19 protein-coding genes and 1 pseudogene are annotated in these 20,178 nt (G+C 58.1%); 11 read left to right on the top strand and 9 right to left on the bottom strand.

From position 1 onward, the window contains the following. Positions 1–212 precede the first annotated feature (212 nt). From ACF8EF_RS24880 to ACF8EF_RS24860, 5 genes are all read left to right on the top strand, one after another. Positions 213–1,040: an ABC transporter ATP-binding protein gene (locus ACF8EF_RS24880; protein WP_176684514.1), complete on the top strand. Its 828-nt coding sequence runs from the start codon at positions 213–215 to the stop codon at positions 1,038–1,040. Between the two features lie 26 nt (positions 1,041–1,066). Then, complete coding sequence (locus tag ACF8EF_RS24875) at positions 1,067–1,834, top strand: ABC transporter permease (protein WP_176684513.1); 768 nt, start codon at positions 1,067–1,069, stop codon at positions 1,832–1,834. Positions 1,835–1,873: 39 nt separating this feature from the next. Next, positions 1,874–2,872, top strand: coding sequence for an ABC transporter substrate-binding protein (locus tag ACF8EF_RS24870; RefSeq protein ID WP_176684512.1), 999 nt, complete (start codon positions 1,874–1,876; stop codon positions 2,870–2,872). Between the two features lie 82 nt (positions 2,873–2,954). Further along, a complete protein-coding gene (locus ACF8EF_RS24865) occupies positions 2,955–4,205 on the top strand; it encodes an OprD family porin (RefSeq protein ID WP_392461024.1) in 1,251 nt (416 codons plus the stop codon). A gap of 27 nt (positions 4,206–4,232) precedes the next feature. Further along, positions 4,233–6,317: a 3-hydroxyacyl-CoA dehydrogenase NAD-binding domain-containing protein gene (locus ACF8EF_RS24860; RefSeq protein WP_392461018.1), complete on the top strand. Its 2,085-nt coding sequence runs from the start codon at positions 4,233–4,235 to the stop codon at positions 6,315–6,317. 9 nt (positions 6,318–6,326) lie between these two features. On the opposite strand, the gene ACF8EF_RS24855 is transcribed toward ACF8EF_RS24860, so the two are convergent. Beyond that, a complete protein-coding gene (locus tag ACF8EF_RS24855; protein WP_176684509.1) occupies positions 6,327–7,436 on the bottom strand; it encodes an AbrB family transcriptional regulator in 1,110 nt (369 codons plus the stop codon). Between the two features lie 100 nt (positions 7,437–7,536). Here ACF8EF_RS24855 and ACF8EF_RS24850 point away from each other — a divergent pair, with 100 nt between their 5' ends. The 4 genes and pseudogenes from ACF8EF_RS24850 (at position 7,537) to ACF8EF_RS24835 (ending at position 9,777) form a co-directional block, all read left to right on the top strand. Then, positions 7,537–8,439: a LysR family transcriptional regulator gene (locus ACF8EF_RS24850; protein WP_176684508.1), complete on the top strand. Its 903-nt coding sequence runs from the start codon at positions 7,537–7,539 to the stop codon at positions 8,437–8,439. A 160-nt stretch (positions 8,440–8,599) separates the two neighbouring features. Next, positions 8,600–8,692 (top strand): annotated as a pseudogene (locus tag ACF8EF_RS24845) (helix-hairpin-helix domain-containing protein); the annotation flags it as partial. 19 nt (positions 8,693–8,711) lie between these two features. Then, positions 8,712–9,425: a YafY family protein gene (locus ACF8EF_RS24840; RefSeq protein WP_176684507.1), complete on the top strand. Its 714-nt coding sequence runs from the start codon at positions 8,712–8,714 to the stop codon at positions 9,423–9,425. 43 nt (positions 9,426–9,468) lie between these two features. Beyond that, the gene (locus ACF8EF_RS24835) at positions 9,469–9,777 is read left to right on the top strand and encodes a hypothetical protein (RefSeq protein WP_176684506.1); all 309 of its coding nucleotides are present in this window, start codon (positions 9,469–9,471) and stop codon (positions 9,775–9,777) included. A gap of 144 nt (positions 9,778–9,921) precedes the next feature. Here ACF8EF_RS24835 and ACF8EF_RS24830 read toward each other — a convergent pair whose 3' ends face one another. The 7 genes from ACF8EF_RS24830 to ACF8EF_RS24800 are packed head-to-tail and all read right to left on the bottom strand — an operon-like array spanning position 9,922 to position 16,377. Then, positions 9,922–10,815: an alpha/beta fold hydrolase gene (locus ACF8EF_RS24830; protein ID WP_392461017.1), complete on the bottom strand. Its 894-nt coding sequence runs from the start codon at positions 10,813–10,815 to the stop codon at positions 9,922–9,924. A gap of 3 nt (positions 10,816–10,818) precedes the next feature. Next, positions 10,819–11,625, bottom strand: coding sequence for a molybdate ABC transporter substrate-binding protein (locus ACF8EF_RS24825; protein WP_392461016.1), 807 nt, complete (start codon positions 11,623–11,625; stop codon positions 10,819–10,821). A 25-nt stretch (positions 11,626–11,650) separates the two neighbouring features. Then, positions 11,651–12,586, bottom strand: coding sequence for an SMP-30/gluconolactonase/LRE family protein (locus ACF8EF_RS24820; protein ID WP_392461015.1), 936 nt, complete (start codon positions 12,584–12,586; stop codon positions 11,651–11,653). A gap of 36 nt (positions 12,587–12,622) precedes the next feature. Beyond that, entirely contained in the window at positions 12,623–13,567 is a 945-nt protein-coding gene (locus ACF8EF_RS24815; protein WP_392461014.1) for an amidohydrolase family protein, read from the bottom strand. Between the two features lie 57 nt (positions 13,568–13,624). Then, the gene (locus ACF8EF_RS24810) at positions 13,625–14,443 is read right to left on the bottom strand and encodes an SDR family NAD(P)-dependent oxidoreductase (protein ID WP_392461013.1); all 819 of its coding nucleotides are present in this window, start codon (positions 14,441–14,443) and stop codon (positions 13,625–13,627) included. Positions 14,444–14,452: 9 nt separating this feature from the next. Next, positions 14,453–15,013: a carboxymuconolactone decarboxylase family protein gene (locus ACF8EF_RS24805; RefSeq protein ID WP_392461012.1), complete on the bottom strand. Its 561-nt coding sequence runs from the start codon at positions 15,011–15,013 to the stop codon at positions 14,453–14,455. Positions 15,014–15,024: 11 nt separating this feature from the next. Next, positions 15,025–16,377, bottom strand: a complete 1,353-nt coding sequence (locus tag ACF8EF_RS24800) for a cation:dicarboxylate symporter family transporter (RefSeq protein WP_392461011.1) — start codon at positions 16,375–16,377, stop codon at positions 15,025–15,027. Positions 16,378–16,543: 166 nt separating this feature from the next. On the opposite strand from ACF8EF_RS24800, the gene ACF8EF_RS24795 reads away from it, so the two are divergent. Further along, positions 16,544–17,470: a LysR substrate-binding domain-containing protein gene (locus tag ACF8EF_RS24795; protein WP_176684499.1), complete on the top strand. Its 927-nt coding sequence runs from the start codon at positions 16,544–16,546 to the stop codon at positions 17,468–17,470. 355 nt (positions 17,471–17,825) lie between these two features. Beyond that, positions 17,826–18,707, top strand: coding sequence for an alpha/beta fold hydrolase (locus ACF8EF_RS24790; protein WP_176684498.1), 882 nt, complete (start codon positions 17,826–17,828; stop codon positions 18,705–18,707). 427 nt (positions 18,708–19,134) lie between these two features. Here the strand turns inward: ACF8EF_RS24790 and ACF8EF_RS24785 are convergent, their stop codons facing one another. Next, positions 19,135–20,175 carry an AraC family transcriptional regulator gene (locus ACF8EF_RS24785; protein WP_392488471.1) on the bottom strand — a complete coding sequence of 347 codons (1,041 nt, stop codon included), beginning with the start codon at positions 20,173–20,175 and terminating at the stop codon, positions 19,135–19,137. Positions 20,176–20,178: the final 3 nt, after the last annotated feature.

Below are 20,178 nucleotides of genomic sequence, written 5' to 3'. Positions count from 1 at the left end.
CTGGCTGTTCCACTCTGTGGAACAGTCTCTTTGACCCTGTATTTCGCACTTGCATAATCAAAGAACGCTTCATTTCTGACTCATAAAAATAAGTAGGTCGCTATGAACACTCTCTATACCGCCTCTTCAAGGCCCAGCGCTCTGTCGACCACTTCGGTAGCGACGCTCGAGAATCTTGAGCTGAACGCCGCCTTGGTGCCGGGAGTATTGCCATGACCGCCGTGTTGAAAAGTGCCACCTCACCCGAGCCCATCGGCGCAAGAGCCGCCTCGCCGACGGTCATTTCATTTGAAGGGGTTTCAAAGTCTTTCACCGTGAAGGGCGTTGCCAAGCAAGCCTCACACAGTATCAATGTCGATATTCAACAAGGTCAGGTAGTAACCATCATCGGCCCCTCGGGCTGTGGCAAGTCCACACTGCTGAACATGGTCGCCGGGCTGTTTGCACCCACCACGGGTGAAGTGCTGTATCGGGGGCAGGCCGTTCAAGGCATCAACGGTCGCACTGGCTACATGACCCAAAGCGATCATTTGCTGCCATGGCGTGACGTGACCGGCAACATCGCCATTCCTCTGGAAATCCAGGGTGTCCCTAAAGCCAGGCGCCAGGCGCGAATCCGCGAACTGCTCTCCCTTGTAGGGCTCGAAGGGCATGAGAAGGCCTATCCCAGTCAGCTTTCCGGAGGCATGCGCAAACGCGCGGCCCTGGCTCGCCTGCTGGCTTACGATCCAGAAACCTTGCTGATGGACGAGCCGTTCGCGGCCCTCGACGCACAGTTGCGCATGCGCATGCAAACCGAACTGTTCAAGCTCAGCCGTCAGCTCAACAAAACCGTGTTGTTCGTGACGCACGACCTGGATGAGGCCGTTGCCTTGGGCGACCGTTGCCTGATCTTCTCTGGACGTCCAGGCACTATCGTTCGCGATGTGAATATCCCGCTAGGGGATGACCGCAACATTCTCCAGCTACGCAAGGACCCGCGTTATCACGAGTTGTGCGGCGACCTTTGGGAGTTCATCACTCCCTCCCATGACGCCTAAGGTCCTTCTTCCGGAGAGTTACGAACATGAAAATCTTCCTCGGCCGTGTCGCCATCTTTGCAGTGCTCTTTCTGTCGTGGCAATTCGCTTCAGGCCCCTTGATCGACCCGTTTTTCGTGAGTTCGCCATTGGAAATCGGGAGCCGCTTCATTGACCTGGTTGCCAGTGGTCGCCTGTTCTCGCATGGTTGGATCACCGTCGTTGAAACCCTTGCAGGCTTCTTCTTTGGTGCTTGTGCGGGTATATCGGTAGGCCTCATCCTCGGTCGCAATGAGCTTTTGGCTAAATTGCTCGACCCGATCCTTGTCTCGATTTACAGCCTGCCGAAAGTTGCGTTGGCACCGCTGTTCATCATGTGGTTCGGTATCGGCATCGAGATGAAAATCATCCTTACCGCCACCATCGTCTTCTTCCTGGTGTTCCTGAACACCTATAGCGGCGTTCGTGCCGTAGAACGCGAGCAGTTGGAAATTCTTCGGTTGATGGGTGCCAAAGAGCATCACCTGATCACCAAAGTCGTTCTGCCTTCGGCCATTCAGTGGGTCTTTACCGGCCTCAAGATGTCGGTGCCCTACGCGCTGATTGGCGCCATCGTGGGGGAGATCATGGCCGCCAACCGAGGTCTGGGTTATCTGCTGCAAGATGCCGCCGGTCAGCTGGATACGGCAGGGGTGTTTGCCGCACTGATTGCAATCATCTCGCTTGCACTGATCCTCCAAGCCGCTGTGCGCAAACTTGAAGCGTCCTTGATGCCTTGGAAAAAAGATCAAGAAGAACGTGAACTGTCCGTTTGATTGACACCAACACAACAACAAGAAGAAGAGGTCCTCGCCATGTCTATAAAAAGTCTGATCTCTGCGCTGGGGTTGAGCGTTGCCATGAGTGCAACCAGCTTTTACGCGCAGGCTGCCGAAACCGTTAAAGTTGCTCTGGGTACAGAGGGGTTCGTTCACATGCCCCTGTTTGTGGCTCTGGACGGCGGCCTGTTCAAAAAGCACGGGCTCGACGTCGAGCTGGTGAAATTCAAAGGCGGTGGCGCAGCGGCCTCTGGCCTTGCCAGCCGTTCGGTGGAGTTCTGCTCTTGTGCGACACAGAACGCAATCAATGCCAAAGTAAAAGGAGCGGATATCACCTTGCTGGGGCGCATGGTCGGCCAGTACGCAAGCAACGTGGTCATTCACAAGGACCTGGCTGATCGCCTCGGCCTGACGGCCGATTCCACCGTTGAACAACGCCTGGCCGCGTTCAAGGGGCTGCGCCTGGCGGTCAGCGGGGCAGGTGGCAGCGCTGATTTTCTGGTGCGTTTCCTGGGCCAGGAAGCCGGCCTGAATGCGGAGAAGGATTTCACACTGCTGTATCTGAACAACGGCGCCGCCATGTTGGCAGCCTTCGGGCAGGACAAGATCGACGGTTTTGCTCTTTCATCGCCAGCGTCAGACAGCGCCGTAATCGACCATAAAGGCTACACGCTGCTCGACATGTCTGCAGGCATGGTACCGGAGCTTGATGGCTATCCGTCGATTGCCCTCAGTGCTCGCCGGCAGTGGGCAAACGAGCATCAGGACACCGTTAAAGCCTTCCTGGCAGCACTTGGCGACGCCACGAAGCTCATCAATGATCAGCCACAGGAAGCGATGAAGACTGTCCGCAGTCGCTTTGAAGGGGTCAACGATCAAGTGTACGCAGCCGCGTGGGAAAACAACCGTAAGTCGTTCCCGCAAACCCCTTACTTGACAGAGGAAGAGGTCGAACGCGCCATCAAGTTCCTGGGTGAAATCCAGCAAGAGAAAATTCCAGGTAAAGCTCACGACTACCTGACCCAGGTGCGCTAAATCCTTTGCGACCTTCTACCTGATCGACGCGGTGGCCCTGGACTGCTGCTGCGCCCGATCCCTTGTTTGGTAAGTAGTAATGATGATCAAGAATATGCCGCTCTGCGCGGCAGGGGTTGGCTTTGCCGTGTATCTGCCGCTTGCGGGCGCGCAGGGGTTCTTTGAGGACAGCAAAGCTTCGATGGAGCTGCGTAACTTCTACATGAGCCGAGATTTTCGTGAAGGCGCGGGTCAATCCAAGCGCCAGGAATGGGCACAAGGTTTCATCCTGCGCTATGAGTCTGGCTACACGCCTGGAGTTGTAGGTTTCGGCTTCGACGCGATAGGCATGCTCGGCATCAAACTGGACTCAGGGCCGGGTCGGTCGGGCACTGGTTTGTTGCCGGTCCAGGATGATGGGGATGTACCTGACAATTATTCCAAGGCCGGCGGTACCCTCAAGGTCAAGGTATCGGACAGCGAGCTTCGGGTCGGGACGTTGATTCCAAAATGGCCGACTTTGGCCTCCAACAATGGACGCCTTCTGCCCCAGACGTTTGACGGTGCCCAGATACAGATCAACGAGTGGAAAGCTCTGGAGCTTACTGGGGCGAAGATCCAGGACACTGTTTATCGCGATCAATCCGGTTCGACAGGGCTGGCACTGAACAGCAAGAACCGTCGGTTCAGCGGTCCTCTTGATGGCGGTGATTTCAACCTGATGGGGGTGAGGTACCACGCTGACGATGCAACGGATCTGTTGGCTCAGTACGCGGTCCTCGAAGACGTCTACACCCAGCGATTCTACGGACTGACCGATCGCAGAAAGGGCGAGTGGGGCTCTTTCACAAGCGATGTGCGCTTCTTCGATAGCGACGATGAGGGACAAGCCCGCGGTGGCCCTATCGACAACCGTGCGCTCAGTGTCATGGGTACCTACAAACTGCGTGGCCACTCCTTTGGTCTTGGCTACCAGAAAATGTCGGGTGACTCGGCATTCCCATATGTGGATGGCACCGACCCCTACCTGGTGAACTTCGTTCAGATTGGCGACTTTGCCGAGAAGGACGAGCGCTCGTGGCAAGCTCGCTACGACTTCGACCTTACGAGCGTGGGGATTCCTGGGTTGTCCTTCATGGCTCGTTACCTGAAAGGCAGTCAGGCTGATGTACGCGGTGTGGACTCGGGTTCGGACCGCGAACGTGAACTCGACGTTGAGTTGCAGTACGTGTTGCAGAGTGGATCGCTGAAGGGCCTGAGCATGCGTCTGCGCAGCGCTACCTACCGCGCTGACTTCGCTCGGGATGCCGATGATGTGCGGGTGATTGTCAGCTATCCACTGTCGCTTCTGTAATCAATGTCCTTCACCAGGAGAGAAACGATGAACTCCCTCGTAGCGTATCAACGCGAAGGTGATGTCGGTTTGATCATCATCAACAACCCGCCAGTCAATGCCCTCTCTCGTGAGGTCCGTGCGCAGGTACTGGCGCGATTCGAGCAGGCGTCGAGTGACGCTGCTATCCAGGCAATAGTCATCTTGTGTGAAGGGCGTACCTTCATCGCCGGTGCCGATATCAAGGAGTTTGACCTGCCGTTGCAGGCGCCCCACCTGCCGGACGTACTGGCGGCAATCGAACGCTCGCCCAAGCCTGTCATCGCTGCGATGCATGGTTCGGTCCTGGGTGGTGGGCTGGAGCTTGCGCTTGCCTGCCATTACCGCATCGCAGCGCCAGGCACTCAGTTTGGGCTACCCGAAGTCAGTCTGGGCTTGATCCCTGGTGCCGGGGGAACGCAACGCCTGCCACGCTTGTGCGGAATGCAGGTGGCCGTCGATATGGTGGTGGGCGGGGAGCAGATCAGTGTTGAACAAGCATTGGCGGTCGGATTGCTGGATCGCCTGGGTCGCTCGTTCGTGTTCGAATCTGTTCTTGAATTCGCCAAAGAGATTGTCGGGCAGCCCATACCGCGCTCTGGTGAGCAGAGCGTGGCTGCATTCGATCCCAATGTTATCCAGCGAAGGTCGCAGGCGATTCTTCGCAAGGTCGCTGGGCAGGAAGCACCACCTCTTGCGCTCCAGGCACTGCAAGCAGCTTGGCAGGTGCCCTTCGATGAGGGCATGGCGCTGGAGCGGGAGCTGTTTATCTCGCGACGTCAAAGCGCTCAGGCGCGTGCCTTGAGGCACGTGTTCTTCGCCGAGCGTGATCTTGCCTCGCGCCGCCGCGCGTTGGCCAAACAAGCCCCGGTACGCACCGTCGGTTCGGTTGCGGTGATCGGGGCGGGCACAATGGGCAGCGGCATCGCGCTGTGTCTGGCCAACGCGGGCATCAAAACACTGCTGATCGACACTCAGCCCCCGGCACTTGATCGTGGGCGGGCGACGATCGAGCGCTACTATGCCAGTGCGCTGGAGAAAGGCCACCTCTCCCCGGAACAGGCGGCTGAGCGTGCCGGCCTTATCCGTTACGAAGGAAGCCTTGAGCAGGTCGTGGATGCGGATCTGATCATCGAGGCAGTTTTTGAAGACCTGTCTGTCAAGCAAGACGTTTTCCGAGAGCTCGATCGTTTTGCCAAGCCTGGGGCGATCCTGGCCACCAACACGTCGTACCTCGATGTCGACGCGATTGCTGGGGTCACTGATCGTCCAGGTGACGTTATCGGGATGCACTTCTTCAGTCCCGCTCACATTATGAAACTGCTCGAGGTTGTGAAAACCGCTCACCTGCAACCGGATGTGCTGGCTACCGTGCTGCAACTGGGTGGCCGGTTGGGCAAGACTGCGGTTGCGGTTGGAAACTGTTACGGCTTTGTCGGGAATCGGTTGTTGGCCGTCCGTGAGCGCGAAGCGACATTCTTGCTCGAGGAAGGCGCATCGCCAGAGGATGTCGACCGAGTGCTGCGTGGCTTCGGCTTCCCTATCGGCCCGTTCGAGCTCCGTGATTTGGCTGGCGTTGACATCGCTTGGCTGAACAGGAAAGGCCGGGGGGCGCACCTCGGGCAGGCTGAGCGTAGTTGCAATCTGATTGAGCAACTGCACGAAGCAGGCCGTCTCGGCCAGAAAACCGGGGCGGGTTATTACCGATACGAAGAGGGTCAGCGCAAGGGGTGTCCTGATCCTTTCGTTGCAAAAATGCTCGTTGAACACCGGCATGCAAGGGGGCTGGAGCCTCGTGTCGTCTCGGACGATGAGATCCTGCAGCGGTGTTTGTTCGTGATGATCAACGAAGCCGCGCACATGTTGGAACAAGGTATTGTCGATAGCCCAAATGACATCGATCTGGTCTGGATTCATGGTTATGGATTCCCGCGCTATCGCGGCGGGCTTCTCTACCACGCAGATCAGGTCGGGCTGGCGCGGATAAGCGAAGCTCTTGAGCAATGGTCTATCGAACATCCAGATCGGGAGTTGCATGTCTGCGCTTTGCTACAGGCCAGAGCGAAGAACGGCGTCTCCCTCAGCGAAACCTGAGGCTGCGATTCACTTTGGGTCGGCTGATGACCACGACTTCGGCTGACCTTCTTTTTCTGTCGGGACTGGAGGCGCGGCCCTCAATGCCTGCCGCGCTATGACCATGCTTATCAAGACCACGGAAAACAGTCGCAGCGTTTGGCTGGCGAGCACGAAGCCCGTGTCTGCGTGCGTTTCGACAGCGAGGATCGCCATCGCGTCAAGGCCACCCGGGCTTGTCGCGAGATACATCGAGAGGAAATCAATGCCCATAAGCTTCGCGAGACCCCAGGCGGAGCCGGCACACAGCAAAATCAGTGCGATAGAGCTGAGGACCATCGCTGGTATCTGCCGCCAGACGTACGCGACGGTTCGTTGGTCAAATCTGAGGCCGATGTAGCACCCGATCAAACCGTAGCCCAGGCTGAAGATCCAGCCCGGAAGATCAATGGTCATTGCACCTGAAAGCTGCAGACCACCCCCAAGCATGAGTGGCACCAGCAGTGCACCCGCTGGCAGCCGTGTTCCGGCTGCGACGCCGACCAAAATGACGCCGAGGCTCAACGCCAGGTCAATCAGGCTTCCTGCCGAGCCCATATTGGCGGCTCCCGAGGAGGGCGTATGTGCCCCCAGAAGATGGCTCACAAATGCTCCGACCATTACCACGCAAACCACCCGGACGTACTGCATGGTCGCTACCACACGTGCATCAGCGCCATAATCTTCCGACATCGCCACCATCGCCGATGCAGCACCGGGTGCTGTTCCCCACGCTGCTGTTGCTTTGGACAGACCACTGAACCGGATAGCTCCCAAACCTACCAGTGCGCTCATGGCCAATGTCAGGGCGGTAACGCCCAGCATCTGGTGCCAGGATTGAGCGAGTGTCTGAATGACTGGCCAGGTCATCGAATGTGCGACCAGCACGCCTACGCATCCTTGGCCGAAACGAAACGCATGACGATGAACGCGGATGGTCACCCCCAGTAGGCCGCAGGCGATACCCGCTAGCATGGGGCCGAGAAACAAGCCTGCGGGAACGTGCAGGTAATGGAGTAACTGCCCGGCAGCGCCGGCTGCGAGAACCACGCAAAGCCACTGCAGCAGGGAAGGCTTGGAGGTTGAAGAGGGTTTTGGCACTTGAGAGTCCTCGGATGCTGTGCCTGGCAATTATCCGAGGGGCCACCAGACGCGGTCCATTTGCTGTTTTTGATGAACCGATTACCGAGAGTTATGAATCATGGATCTTAGGGACCTCACTTACTTCGAGACCATTGCCCGAACGGGCCATCTCGGTAAAGCAGCGGAGCTGTTGCACAAGAGTCAGCCAGCGCTCAGCAAGAGCATTCAACGTCTCGAAGAAGCTTTGGGCGCTCAGCTATTCAGGCGGGACGGTAGAAGAATCAAACTCACCGAGGTGGGCGACCTCCTGCTGAAGCGTGGGCGTGAGTTACAGCTGAGCATCGCGCAAACCGAGAGAGAGGTGCGAGACTTTGCCAGCGGGCAGATCGGGACCATACGGTTGGGCTGTTCCGCAAGCATGGCCGAACACCTCCTGCCACAGCTGGCCTCCTTCTTGTTGGAGCGAGCTCCCGAGCTGCGATTGAAGCTCTCGATAGGTCAGGATGACATGCTCAGGGAATTCCTGAACACTGGACGGCTGGATGCAATCATCTGCCCTTTGAGTGCAGGCGATCCTCATTTGCTCACGTTCCCTATCCTTCAGGATGAGGCGGTAGTCGTGGCCAGCGCAGACCACCCGATCTTTTCGTCTGTCATCAACATCGCCGCTCTTAGCCAGTACCGCTGGGTTTTGCCCGGCGAGGCAGTGGCCTCCAGGCGCTGGATCGACGAGGCCTTCAGGTCACATGAGTTGCCTGCTCCTACAGTCCAGATCGAAGCGAACGCTGTATCCCTGCTGCCGAGACTGATTGCCAGAACGCAATTGCTAAGTTTCCTGGCCAGGGAAACATTGGTGTCTGGACGTTGGCAATCCGCCTTGCGAGAAGTCCCTGTTCAAGAGACCACGATGACCCGGACCGTTGCGGTATCCGTGCGAGCGGAGGGCTATCTGGCACCGGCGGTACGGTTGATGGTTGATTTGCTGAAGACAGACGGGAAGCGGTTTTTCTCCGAAGTCTGATGCCGATGGGGAGTAAGGTTTGGCACTGGCCTTCGGTAAGCCGCTGCCGAACCCACCTTCCTCATGCCTACGCTCAGGGCGATGGAGACCATCTATTGAGAGGCCCTCTCTCGTCGGGCAAACTCCGGTTGCTTCAATGGCCGAAAACAGGAGTTTACGGATGCCATTTCCACTGACGGAACACAATGCCTTGTTGGCCCTGAAGGGCATAGCCCCGGTCGTTATCGCTCGCCTTGAGCAGATGGGCATTGACTTGCAGTCGAGCACACCTGGTGCGTAAAGCTGATCGTTTGTTTCAACTGGTAAATCTGATTCGTGTCCATCAGCCAATCTCTGCGGAACGACTGGCTAGCCGAATTGGCGTTTCCGTGCGCTCTATCTATCGATACATCGACGACCTTTCGTTCAGTGGCATACCGATCTATGGTACCGCCGGCGTGGGGTATGCCTTGGATGCTGATTTTGAGATGCCGCCTTTAACGTTGAACAGGCTCGAACTGGATGCATTGATGCTCGGGATGGAAATGCTATCAGCGTCCGCCGATAACGATTTGAGTGCGGCTGCGGGGAGGTTGCTGAGCAAGATCTCAGCGTCCATAGTCCATCACAAGGTTGACCCCAGCACGGCAAAAATCCGGGCACTTGGAACAACAACTTCCTCGACGCGTGGCCATCTGGCAACCCTTCGAAATGCCATCGAAAACCATCAGGCGCTGAAGATAAGCTATACCCGTTTGGACGGTGCGGTTTCGCAACGTCTCATTTTTCCCCTTGGCCTTTTCTACTGGGGAGGAAAGTGGACAGTTGGAAGCTGGTGCAATGCCAGGGCGGCTTACCGCGATTTTCGGGTCGATCGCATAACCTCCATCATGATTGCCCAACAACCATCACCCGACAATCCTGCCCTTGATCTCCAAGCGTATATGAAGCACCAGGCAAACCAGTGGAAAGCGATCACGCCTACTGACACTACGCTGTCAGTATGAGCCACTGATAATTGGGCCTTCTTGACACACAGAGGGTCATCCTATGCAGCACTCATCTCATGTACTGGAATTAGCCATTTTCAAGGTCAAACAGGAATGTGTTGCGCAAGTTCCAGTGCTCCGCGCTGGGCTTCGTGAAACGTTAAAGACCTTTCCTGGCTTGATCGAGTACCGGGCCTACTGCCCTATGGATGACGATCGAGTCTTCGCGGACTTGGCAATGTGGGACAGTCTTGAGAACGCACAAAAAGTGGCAAAGGCGTTCAACGATGGAGATCCCAGATTTTCTGATTATATGTACGCCATCGAAAGCCTGACGTTCATGAGTCACCTCGTACCTGAGGTAAGTTGACCCCGACAGTCTGCCAGAGCGGGCAGTGGCACCGAAGCCGATCGTGTCCCGGAAAGTGGTGTGACGTCGTCGGTCGGACAGGGGCTGTGAAACGTGTATGTGTAGACCAGGACGGGCGCTTAGCGGCTCCCGTCCTGGTTTTCATCAGTGCGCGTACTGGGCTTTGGCAAAAGTCGCAATGGCGTCGGCCATAGCCTTGGGTTGCTCAGGTGCCATCGCATGCCCTGCATTCTTGAGCACCACAACCTGAACCCGATCGCCCAGCATGCTGTGCAGCACGCCCGAGAACCGGCGTGGGGCAACTGTGTCGGACTCTCCCTGCAGGTCCAGGATCGGAGCCTTGCCGGCAGCGAAGTAGTCATCTACCGGGGTGGTATTGCGTGCGTGGGACTGAGCGTCATGGGTTTCGTCGTGCCACCCACCGAGCCATACCCGTGGGGCGTTGCCTGGGGCGAAGAAGGCTTTGCGCAGATAGACCAGGCGCTGTTCTTCGGAGAGGGACATGTCACCGGCGCCATCGATGGCCTGGCGCATTTCAGCGTTGATGGGTTTCTCTGTCGACCCTGGTGGGACCTTGCCGGCAGAGGCGGCTGCGAGCACCACGCCACGCACCAGGTCGGGCCTGTCGGCCGCCAGTTGCCGAGCCGGGAAGTTGCCCCAGGCGTGGCCTACGACCACCACAGGGCCTTGTTTCTCGTGTTCGACCACTGCCGCGATATCTCGGGCAAAGTCATGGATGGACAACCTGTCCATCGGGCCTTTGCTTTGGCCGATACCGCGTGGTTCCGGGCGTACGACCCTGAACCCATCTTGCTGCAGGTAATTTGCCACCTGGTCATAGTCACGACCCGAGCGCCCCAGCGAGGGAAGCATCACGATGATCGGTCCTTTGCCTTGGGCGTTGACCTCGATTTGCACATTGTCGTAACGCACGATTTCCTGCTGCACTGCTTGGAGTGCGGCAGGAGTGCTAGCCGTCGCGAAAGACGCTGCCAGGGTCAGGGATGCACCCATGATGAAGCGATATAGCGTTTTCATTTTTTATTTTCCTTGGGCAGTTTGGATGGGGGCAGGCTCTAGACCGCTTTCCTCAAGCAATTTGTGCGCTTCGGTGCTGTTGAGGTACGCGATGAACTCACGTGCAACTTTGGCGTTGTCGGTGGTGCTGGCCACGGCTGCATGGAAGCGGCTGACCTTCTGCACTTCTTCGGGGAGGGGGCCTAGGTAATCCACACCAGGGGTCACCTTCAGTTCGCTGATCTGCTGCATGCCGATATCCGCTTCGCCACGGGCAAGCGCAGTGCCCACCAGTTCTTTACCCTGGATTTCGACGCTTTTGTGCTTGACGAGATCGGTGATGCCCAAGCGCGCAAACAGCTCTGTGCGGATGTAGACACCGCTGGTGCCTTGGGAATATGCGATCTTGTCCGAGCTCAGCAGCGCGGCACGCAGGGCTGGTACCGTGGACACATCCAGATGTGGATGGCCTTTTGGCACGCCTACGCCGATTCGGGAGTCAGCGATTTCCTTGCGAGTTGCCATGTCGAAAGCCCCGGTCGGGCCAAGCAGGTCCAGGGTCTCGCTGGCCATGATGGCCAGGTCCATAGGCTCTTTATGCCTGATTCTCTGCGGTATGGCGTCTGGGGAGTCTCCCAACGAAGGTCCCCAGCTGATACTGAGTGTGTTGCCACTGGCTTTTTCGTACGCCGGTTGCAAGTGGGCCATAGCCCCTTTCAACGCGCCGCTCGCGATTATCTTGAGTTCGGATGCCTCAACGCCGGCAGAAAGGGTCAGAAGGCTTGCGAGGCCAGTCGAGAGCAGTAGCGGAGCAGGTCTTGTTTTTTTCATATAGCTACCTTCGGAAGGGCGCCCTTCAGGCGCCGCGAGTGTTGACGAACAGCGAGTACAACGAGGTTGTGGAGGCCATTAGCAGGCGATTGCGCCGCGGGCCACCAAAGCAGAGGTTGGCGCATCGCTCAGGCAGATCGATGTGTCCAATGGGAGTACCGTCAGGCGCGAAAACTCGGACGCCATCCAGGCCAGGCTCAGGGGCGCCCCAGCCACACCACAGGTTTCCATCGACGTCGACGCGTATCCCGTCCGGCAGGCCAGTGCCTGCATCGATGAGCGCCCTGCGCTCGCTGAGCTGGTGCTGATCATCGACGCTGTACGCAACGATGCGGCGTGGACGAGCTCTTGACTCGACCAGGTAGAGGGTCTTCTCGTCAGGCGAGAACGCGAGCCCATTGGGGCCTTCAACATCTTCTGCAACGCAGTGAAGCGTTCCGTCCGGGGTCAGGCAGTACACGTTAGCCGGCAGCTCTGCTTCGCCCTGACGCCCCATGTAATCGCTGACCAAACCGAAGGGCGGGTCTGTGAACCAGATGCTGTCATCCGACTTCACCACGATGTCGTTCGGGGAGTTGAGCGGTTTGCCATCGAAGTGGCTCGCCAGAACGGTGATGCAGCCGTCATATTCCGTGCGCGTGACACGCCGTCCACCGTGTTCACATACGAGGAGACGGCCTTGCCGATCACGTGTCATGCCATTGGCCTGGTTGGCCGGTTGGCGAAACACCCCCATGGCATCCGTGGCCTCATCCCACCGCATGATGCGGTCGTTGGGCAGGTCTGTGAGGAGCACGTATCGGCCATCTGCGAACCAGGCCGGCCCCTCGGCCCATCGCATTCCGCCACCCAGGCGTTCTACCTTTGCGTGGGCAAGGCGGTAATGGGCAAAACGTGGATCAAGCTCCCGTACGGCCGGATCGGGCACACGGGTGCTTGGACGCCAATCTCTATCGTCCATTCTTCGTTTCCGTCAGTGTGTTCAGGCGGGGAATGCTTAGCGGTACAAGCGAGCCGGATTGTCGACCAGTACGGCCTGCCTCAGCGTCTGGCTGTCGCATACCTGTTGAAGGAAGTCGAGCAGTTGACGGTCATCCGGAGGAGCACCCTTGATGTTTGGATGCGGCCAGTCAGACCCCCAAATCGCTCGATCCGGGGCGAATTCGAGAAACTCCCGAACGTGATCCAATGCTTGCGGCCATGGGCCAGGCTGGCCCTGCATAGCGCGATCGATGCCGGAAAGTTTGATCCAGTGGTCCGAATGCTCAAGGTGCTTTCTCAGAGCAGCAAACGCCTCTCGATCGATGGGTTTCGTGAAGTCTGGGCGCGCCATGTGGTCAATGACCAGTGGTGTCTTCAGGTCCTTCCACTGGTCCAGGAACGGCAGCAAGGTGTGCAGCTCTCCATGTACCAGCACATGCCACCCGAATGGAGCAACCCGCTCGGCGAGCTGCCGCAATTTTTGAGGGTCCCGTGCGCCGGGCAAATGTCCCATCAGATTGAAACGAATGCCACGTAGCCCGCCATCGTGCAGGTCCTGGAGTTGCCCATCCGTGGTGGTCTCGTCGATCAGACCGACGCCGCGGTAGCGCCCGCCGCTTTCAGCGATTGCAGCCAGGATAGCGGAATGATCAGTTCCATAGGGCGCAGCTTGAACCAGGACGCCATGCTCGATGCCCAAGCGCTGATGCAATGCAAGGAGATCGGAAAAGGGGGCGGGTTCCGGGGTGTATGCGGCGTTGGCTGGAAGCGGGAAACGATCCCAGGGGCCGTAAATATGGGTGTGGCAATCCCACATCCCGGACGCAGTGATTGGACTGGACACGGTGGCTCCAATTGTCTGGCCGATTGCTTCGCCGAGCAGAGGGATACCTGCTGCAACGATCGTTGTTTGCTTGATGAACAGGCGATGCGACGCCTGAACGTGGAGTTGATCGTCCATGGTGACTTGCTCTTGTTGTTCGTCGGTGGACGAGGGCCTGGTCGGCCCCTTTTGAGATCAGCCGCAGCGGACAGTCATGCCGCCGTCGACGACGATTTCGGTACCTGTCACGAAACGCGACTCATCACTGGCCAGGTACAGTGCTGCGTAAGCGGTATCACGACCATCGCCCATGAAGCCCAGTGGGATGCGAGCCAAGCGGGAGTCGAGCAGTTTGTCGACGTCGCCGCCGGTACGCTGCCCTGCGAGACGGACCTCGACCATAGGGGTGTGAAGCTGGCCGGGTACCACGGTATTGACGCGAATACCTTTGGCTGCGTACTCAACGGCAGTCACACGGCCCAACTGGATGACACCGGCTTTGCTCGCGGCGTAGGCAACTTGCGCAGAACCGGTGAAGCGGATACCCGAAGTCGAAGCAGTGTTGATGATCGAACCGCTGCCTTGAGCTTCCATTACCGGGATAACGTGTTTGCAGGTCAGATACACACTTTTGAGATTCAGGGCGATCTGAGCGTCGAACTTGTCCTCTGGCAGCGCTACTGCACCACCCGCAGCCGAGCCGCCGACGTTGTTCACCAGGATATCGACAGTGCCGTAGGCTCTCTTGCAAGCCTCTACCATGGCAGACACTGCTGCGCTGTCAGTGACGTCGCAGGCATACGGGGTGACGTCACCACCGGCTTCACGAATCCGACCCAGTGTTTCCTCCATGGCCCCGAGGTCGCGATCGACTGCGAAAACCTTGGCACCGGCAAGGGCAAACAGTACAGCTACAGCACGGCCATTACCCCAGCCGGCACCCACACAACCTGCGCCGGTGACAATCGCGACCTTGCCTTTCAAGCGATCGCTGGTGGGAATAACTTCAGTCATGGGTAATCCTCAATTCAACGTGGTAGGCAATTCGGGCGCAATGCCAGCCGGTGGTGGCACTTCGAATACCTTGATGGTCATGGAAATAAGCGTGTAGTAGCCGGCAATGCCAACGAGATCCACGGCGGCATCGTTGCCCAGCAGCTCGGTGAACTCTTTGTAGAGGCCGTCGCTAACACTGCGGCTATCGTGGAGCTCACGAATGAAGCGATACACCAATGCTTCATCGGCTTTGTTGAAGTTCGGTTCTTCACCGTCGCGGATTGCGTCGATGATCTCCAGTGCCAGCCCTGCTTCGAAGGCGAAGGGCTTGTGTGCCGCCCACTCATATTCCGCAAGCCAGTGACGTCCCATCAGCAGGATCGCCAATTCGGAAAGGCGTGGCTCCAGGCAGCTGTCATAGCGGCAGTAGCGTCCAAGCGCCTGGGCGCACTCAGCCAGTTCTGGCCGATGGAGCCAGATGGCCAGTGGGCCACGTACGCCTTTCCTTGGACCGTTTGCAATGCGGTCGAAGACAACGCGCTGTGCATCATTCAGTTGTTGCGGATCGATGGGAGGCAAGCGATTCATGGCCATTCCTGTTACGAGTGCTGAGTTTGCGATTGAGCGTGAGACTGGCCCTTGGAGGCGGTATCCGGCGCCACGACTTGAGCTGCACTGACAGCCGATGGGCGCAGCAGGCTGCGGCCAGGTGCACGACCCGTTTCACGTTCGAATGCCTCTGGGTCAAACGCGCCTTCCCAGCGGGCAATGGCGAATACGGCGATCGTGTTGCCGACGATGTTGGTCAGTGCAGTGGCGGTGGCCATGATTCGATCGATACCGAAAAGAAGGCCCAGGCCGCTAAGAGGCAGGGTCTGAACGGATTGCAGGGTGGCAGCCAGCTTGATGAACGCACCACCTGCGACGGTGGTACCGCCTTTGGAGGTAATACTAAGAATTGCCAGCAGGCCGGCTTGTTGCCACAGCGAGAACGGCGTGTCCGTTGCCTGTGCAATGAAACCGATGGCGATCGCCATGTAGATGGCGGTGCCGTCCAGGTTGAAGCTGTAACCGGCCGGTAGTACGAAACCAACGACGACTTCATCACAGCCTGTGCGCTTCAGTTTCTCGATAAGGCGCGGGAAAGCGACCTCGCCGGACGCAGTGCCGAAGACGAGCAGGATCTCGTCGCGGATCAACCGCAGCACGGTCATGAATGGCAAGCCAACCGACCAGCTGATGGTACCGAGCACACCGAATACGAACAGGAGCGAGGCGGCGTAGTAGACGGCGATGAGCTTGAGAAGATAGAGCAGGGTGTCGCCACCGTAGCTACCGATAGCGGCGGCCATGGCGCCGAATGCGCCAAGGGGGGCCAGCTTCATGATGAAGCTGAGCATCTTGAAGAGGATGGTTTGAGCCTCGTCAATTGCACGCACGGCTACGGACTCAGGACCGCACGTACGATTGATAGCGATACCGGCCAAGACTGAGATCAGCAGGACCTGGATGATGTCGCCTTTGGCGAAGGCATCTACAAGGGTGTGCGGGATCAAGCTGAGCAGATAGGTGATGACCGAGACTTCACCTGCTGCGGCTGTAGCCTTGATGGCGGCCGAGGACTCATTCATCCCGGTTGCATGCAGACCTACGCCTGGCTCGATGACGTTCACCAATACGAAGCCTACGAGCATCGCGATGGTGCTGATGACCTCGAAATAGAGAAGCGATTTCACCCCAAGTCGGCCGAGCTTACGCATGTCTTGAACGTGGGTGAGGCCATGCACCAGCGTCACGAAGACGATGGGAGCCAGCATCATTTTCAAAAGGGCGATGAAGGCTTGGCCGAGCGGTTTCATGGCAGTGGCCCAGGTGGGCGCGGCGAAACCGAGGATGACGGCAGCGACAAGTGCTATCAGCACTTGAACGTGGAGTTTCTTCAACTGGTTCATGGTAATTCCTCGCCCACGGAATGGGCGTCATTGTTCTTGTGGTTCGCATGCCGGGATGGCCATTTCCACTGGCATAGCTATTGGAAGTGAGCATAGAGATCTGTCATAACCGGTGCAAAAACCTTATTTTGATAAAAAGCTATGCCAGTTAAGCATGGGGTGAAAGGTGGATATCCGTGAGCTTCGTTCCTTCGTCAAGGTTGCCCAATGCGGCGGATTCAGCCGTGCTGCGAGGGAGTTATTCATCGCCCAGCCGGCGCTCAGTCGACAGATTGCAAAGCTGGAGGAGCAACTGCAGGTCGAGCTTTTCACTCGGCATGGGAGAGGTGTGGAACTGACGGCAGCAGGCTCTCGTTTGCTGGAGCGCGCAGAAGTCATGCTGCGTTATATGGAAGACACGGCAGACCATGTGCGCAACACAGCGGATGAGGAGCGGGGACATCTGGCGATAGGCCTACCCCCGGCGATTGGATCGATTGTCGGCCCTCAACTGATTCGTAAATTCAAGGAGCGATGGCCAAAGGCGTCGCTGCACGCGCTCGAAGGCCTCAGCACATCGCTTCAGGAATGGTTGCTGGAGGGCCGCATCGATGTGGCGGTTGTTTACAACCAACCCTTGGTCGAGGCATTTGACGTACGGCCATTGTTCAGCGAGCGGATGGTGCTGGTTGGCCCACCCGGCGAGGTTTCGCGTAACGTTCGCCTGACTGCGCTTGGCGATTTTCCTTTGATTTTGCCAGGGTTGCCGCATAGCAACCGTCGCCTGGTGGAGCAGGTCGCCGCGCAAAACGCAGTCCGTCTGAATGTCGTGCTTGAGGTAGATAGCGTTAGCCTGACAAAGCGGCTGGTCGCTGAGGGGCTTGGCTACTCGATTCTCGCGCATGCGGCTGTTCAAGACGACATGAACAGTCGTGCGTTGGTAGGTCACGCAATTGAAAGGCCTGGTATCCGTTCAACCGTCTCATTGACCAGACTACGCGAGCGACGCAGCTCTCGTCTGGCCTTGAGCTATGAAAAAATCTTGCTAGAGGCCCTGGAGGAATTGGTTACGGCGGGTGCCTGGAAAGAGGCAACCCACTGGCTGGCGCAGTGAAAGACGTGTTCGGACCTGTGCACGCTCGGTATCAGACCTCTAGGCTCTGTACGAAAAGCCTTGATACTTGTTCATGCTGCGTTGAAAACAGCCTCGGAATGCTCATGTACTCCAGTACACTCCGCTTCCTCGGCTGTTTTCGCCTTGCCTGACCTGCGTCTCAAGACTTTTCGTACAGAGCCTAGTGCCCGAACGGGTATTTCACCGTCAAGGCACCCTGAAAAAGAGCCATGCTCAATATTCATGAGTAGCTATCGATACATGGTATTTGTCAAGGTTTGTTAAATGCATAGTCTGCTGTCAGCGAGGAAGGTATCCGCCTCCGCATCTCAGATAAAAACAAGAGGTATAGACCATGCGTTCTACATACTTTGCGACTTCACTGACGCTGTTAGGTTTTTGCTTGGCTAGCCAGTTTGCCCACGCCAGGAATGACGTATCCGTCCTGACTGCCAGCAAGGGCGATGTCCACATTGAGGCGTTGGTCCAGGGCTCTGGAAAAACCATCGTCATCCTGCCGTCCAAGGGCCGTGGCGCTCACGACTACGATCAGGTAGCCAGTTACTTGGCTGATGATGGCTACCGCGTCATTCGACCTGAGCCGCGGGGTGTCAATGGAAGCCAGGCTCCCATGGACACGCCGACGTTGCACGACTTTGCTGCCGATGTTGCGCTGGTGATGGACAAAGCACACACCGGGCCTGCAATTGTCGTCGGTCACGCCTGGGGAAGTCAGCCAGCCCGGGTCCTGGCGGTTGATCGCCCAGATCTTGTGAAAGGCGTTGTATTGGCTGCCGCCTCTATTGGCAAGTTGCCTCCGGGATCGTCGGAGAAGCCCTACGGCAGGATGGTTGAGGCCATCAAGGGCGCGGGGAATTATGCTTTGCCTGAAGCTCAGCGTCTCAAGTACCTTGAACTGGCATTCTTCGCCCCTGGTAATGATGCGCGGGCTTGGCTGACTGGCTGGTATGACAAAACCCATGTGGCTCAGGATCACGCCCGGGATACCACGCCCGTTGAAAGTTACTGGTCTGCCGGAAACACAGTGCCCATTCTGGACCTTCAGGCTGAAAAGGACGCCGTGGTAATTCCCGATATCCTCAAATCCATGTTGGGTGATCGCGTTGAACATCAGGTAATTGCCGGCGCGGGTCATGCGTTGGCTCCTGAGCGACCGAAGGAAATGGCTGATGCGATTTCCAGGTTTGCCGACCGGGTCTACGCAAGCAAGGACTGAGCGCCCCGGCTTGACTCGCTGAGGGGCCACACAACTTTAACGTGAACATCTATCCTGTTTCAGAATCTGGCCATCGCGGATGGCCAGTCCGGACTTTCTGACGAAGCGCGTAGTTGAAGCATGGCGTACCTGACAGTTGAACATCGGTTGGCTTTGCCACTTTTGGTGGAATGCGTTCAATGATGGGCTGGTGCTGCTTTCTCCACCGCCTCAGAACCGTCTACTCTGGAAATGGTACAGAGCCTAAGTACCGGATCATAAGCTTGTCATCATCCCTTCATCCCACCTGCTTAGGCTGAAGGTGATACCTACAAAGGCAAAATGAGCAAAGAGGACGCAGGGCAATGGATGAATACCAGGAAGAACTACTCGAAACCCAGGCTTACGAACTGGACACCCCGGAACCGGCCGACGACGCCACCGAACTCTAGCCCGGCTGCCGCTGGCTACGGCGGAACTCCCCCGGCGTGAGGCCCGTCCAGCGCTTGAATGCGCGCTGGAAGGCCTCGGCCGAAGCAAACCCCAACAGATAGGCAATCTCGCCAAAGGCCAGCGCCGTGTCACGGATGTAGGTCTCGGCCAGGTCGCGCCGGGTTTCGTTGAGCAGGTCGCGAAAACGCGTGCCTTCCTCGGCGAGCTTGCGGCGCAAGGTCCAGCTTGGCAGTTGCAGTTGCTGCGCCACTTCTTCCAGATCCGGTTCACGGCCGCCATTGAGCAGCGGGCCCAGCAGGTGAGTAATGCGCTCACCCAGGCTGCGCACCCGCGTGCGCTGCAGCAACTCTGCTTCGCACAGCTGCAACAGGTGCTGCCAGGTACTCGGGCAATGCCCGGGGTTGGCCAGTTGCAAGGTGGCGCGGCTCAGGCGCAGCTGATTGCCGTCGGCGGCGAACTGCACAGGTGTGCTGCAGAGCGGTTGATAGCGCGCAGCATAGGAGGGCGCGGCAAACTCGATGTCCAGGCGTTCGGCTTGCACCGGGGTGCCGGCAAGGTCGGTTAACTGGGCCAGCCAACCGGCCAGCAGTGAGTCGACCACGAAGCGGTTGTAGTCGTTGTAGGGGCTGATGGAGTAGAAACGCAGCCAGGCGCCCTGGTCATCTTCCTGAAAGCTGGAATGGCCGCGGTAGTTGGCCGCGTAAAGCGGCTCGAAACGCAGCAGGGTGCGCGCGGCTTCACCCAGGTTGGGGGCCTGGGCCGCAGTGACCCCGGCCAGACCTGTATGCGCCAGTCGGCTCAGGCGCCCCATACGCAGGCCTAAAGCGGCCTCACCGCTCATTTCAATGGCGGCGTGGCCCAGGTGCATGTAGCGGGGGATGGACAGGCGTGCGCCGGCCTCGCTCAGGCGTGTAGCGTCCAGGCCGTAGCGGCGCAGCAATGGTTCAGGGTCGTGGCCCAGCTCGCGCAGGGCTTCGCTCAAAGGCTGGACAAAACCAACCGACAGTTCGCCCAGGCGCACACGGGGGCGGGCCATGGG

This window comes from Pseudomonas sp. zjy_15 (assembly GCF_043101865.1).
GTDB classification, from domain to species: domain Bacteria; phylum Pseudomonadota; class Gammaproteobacteria; order Pseudomonadales; family Pseudomonadaceae; genus Aquipseudomonas; species Aquipseudomonas putida_Y.
Note: the sequence above shows the minus strand (reverse complement) of the source record. Positions and strands in the feature narration are given on the sequence as shown.

Bases quoted from the DNA above. Each gene is read 5' to 3' on its own strand.
- ACF8EF_RS24880 (WP_176684514.1), top strand. From the start codon at position 213: ATGACCGCCGTGTTGAAAAGTGCCACCTCACCCGAGCCCATCGGCGCA.
- ACF8EF_RS24805 (WP_392461012.1), bottom strand. From the start codon at position 15,013: ATGAATCGCTTGCCTCCCATCGATCCGCAACAACTGAATGATGCACAG.
- ACF8EF_RS24820 (WP_392461015.1), bottom strand. From the start codon at position 12,586: ATGGACGATAGAGATTGGCGTCCAAGCACCCGTGTGCCCGATCCGGCC.
- ACF8EF_RS24875 (WP_176684513.1), top strand. From the start codon at position 1,067: ATGAAAATCTTCCTCGGCCGTGTCGCCATCTTTGCAGTGCTCTTTCTG.
- ACF8EF_RS24835 (WP_176684506.1), top strand. From the start codon at position 9,469: ATGCAGCACTCATCTCATGTACTGGAATTAGCCATTTTCAAGGTCAAA.
- ACF8EF_RS24815 (WP_392461014.1), bottom strand. From the start codon at position 13,567: ATGGACGATCAACTCCACGTTCAGGCGTCGCATCGCCTGTTCATCAAG.
- ACF8EF_RS24825 (WP_392461016.1), bottom strand. From the start codon at position 11,625: ATGAAAAAAACAAGACCTGCTCCGCTACTGCTCTCGACTGGCCTCGCA.
- ACF8EF_RS24830 (WP_392461017.1), bottom strand. From the start codon at position 10,815: ATGAAAACGCTATATCGCTTCATCATGGGTGCATCCCTGACCCTGGCA.
- ACF8EF_RS24790 (WP_176684498.1), top strand. From the start codon at position 17,826: ATGCGTTCTACATACTTTGCGACTTCACTGACGCTGTTAGGTTTTTGC.
- ACF8EF_RS24850 (WP_176684508.1), top strand. From the start codon at position 7,537: ATGGATCTTAGGGACCTCACTTACTTCGAGACCATTGCCCGAACGGGC.
- ACF8EF_RS24785 (WP_392488471.1), bottom strand. From the start codon at position 20,175: ATGGCCCGCCCCCGTGTGCGCCTGGGCGAACTGTCGGTTGGTTTTGTC.
- ACF8EF_RS24800 (WP_392461011.1), bottom strand. From the start codon at position 16,377: ATGAACCAGTTGAAGAAACTCCACGTTCAAGTGCTGATAGCACTTGTC.
- ACF8EF_RS24865 (WP_392461024.1), top strand. From the start codon at position 2,955: ATGATCAAGAATATGCCGCTCTGCGCGGCAGGGGTTGGCTTTGCCGTG.
- ACF8EF_RS24860 (WP_392461018.1), top strand. From the start codon at position 4,233: ATGAACTCCCTCGTAGCGTATCAACGCGAAGGTGATGTCGGTTTGATC.
- ACF8EF_RS24870 (WP_176684512.1), top strand. From the start codon at position 1,874: ATGTCTATAAAAAGTCTGATCTCTGCGCTGGGGTTGAGCGTTGCCATG.
- ACF8EF_RS24810 (WP_392461013.1), bottom strand. From the start codon at position 14,443: ATGACTGAAGTTATTCCCACCAGCGATCGCTTGAAAGGCAAGGTCGCG.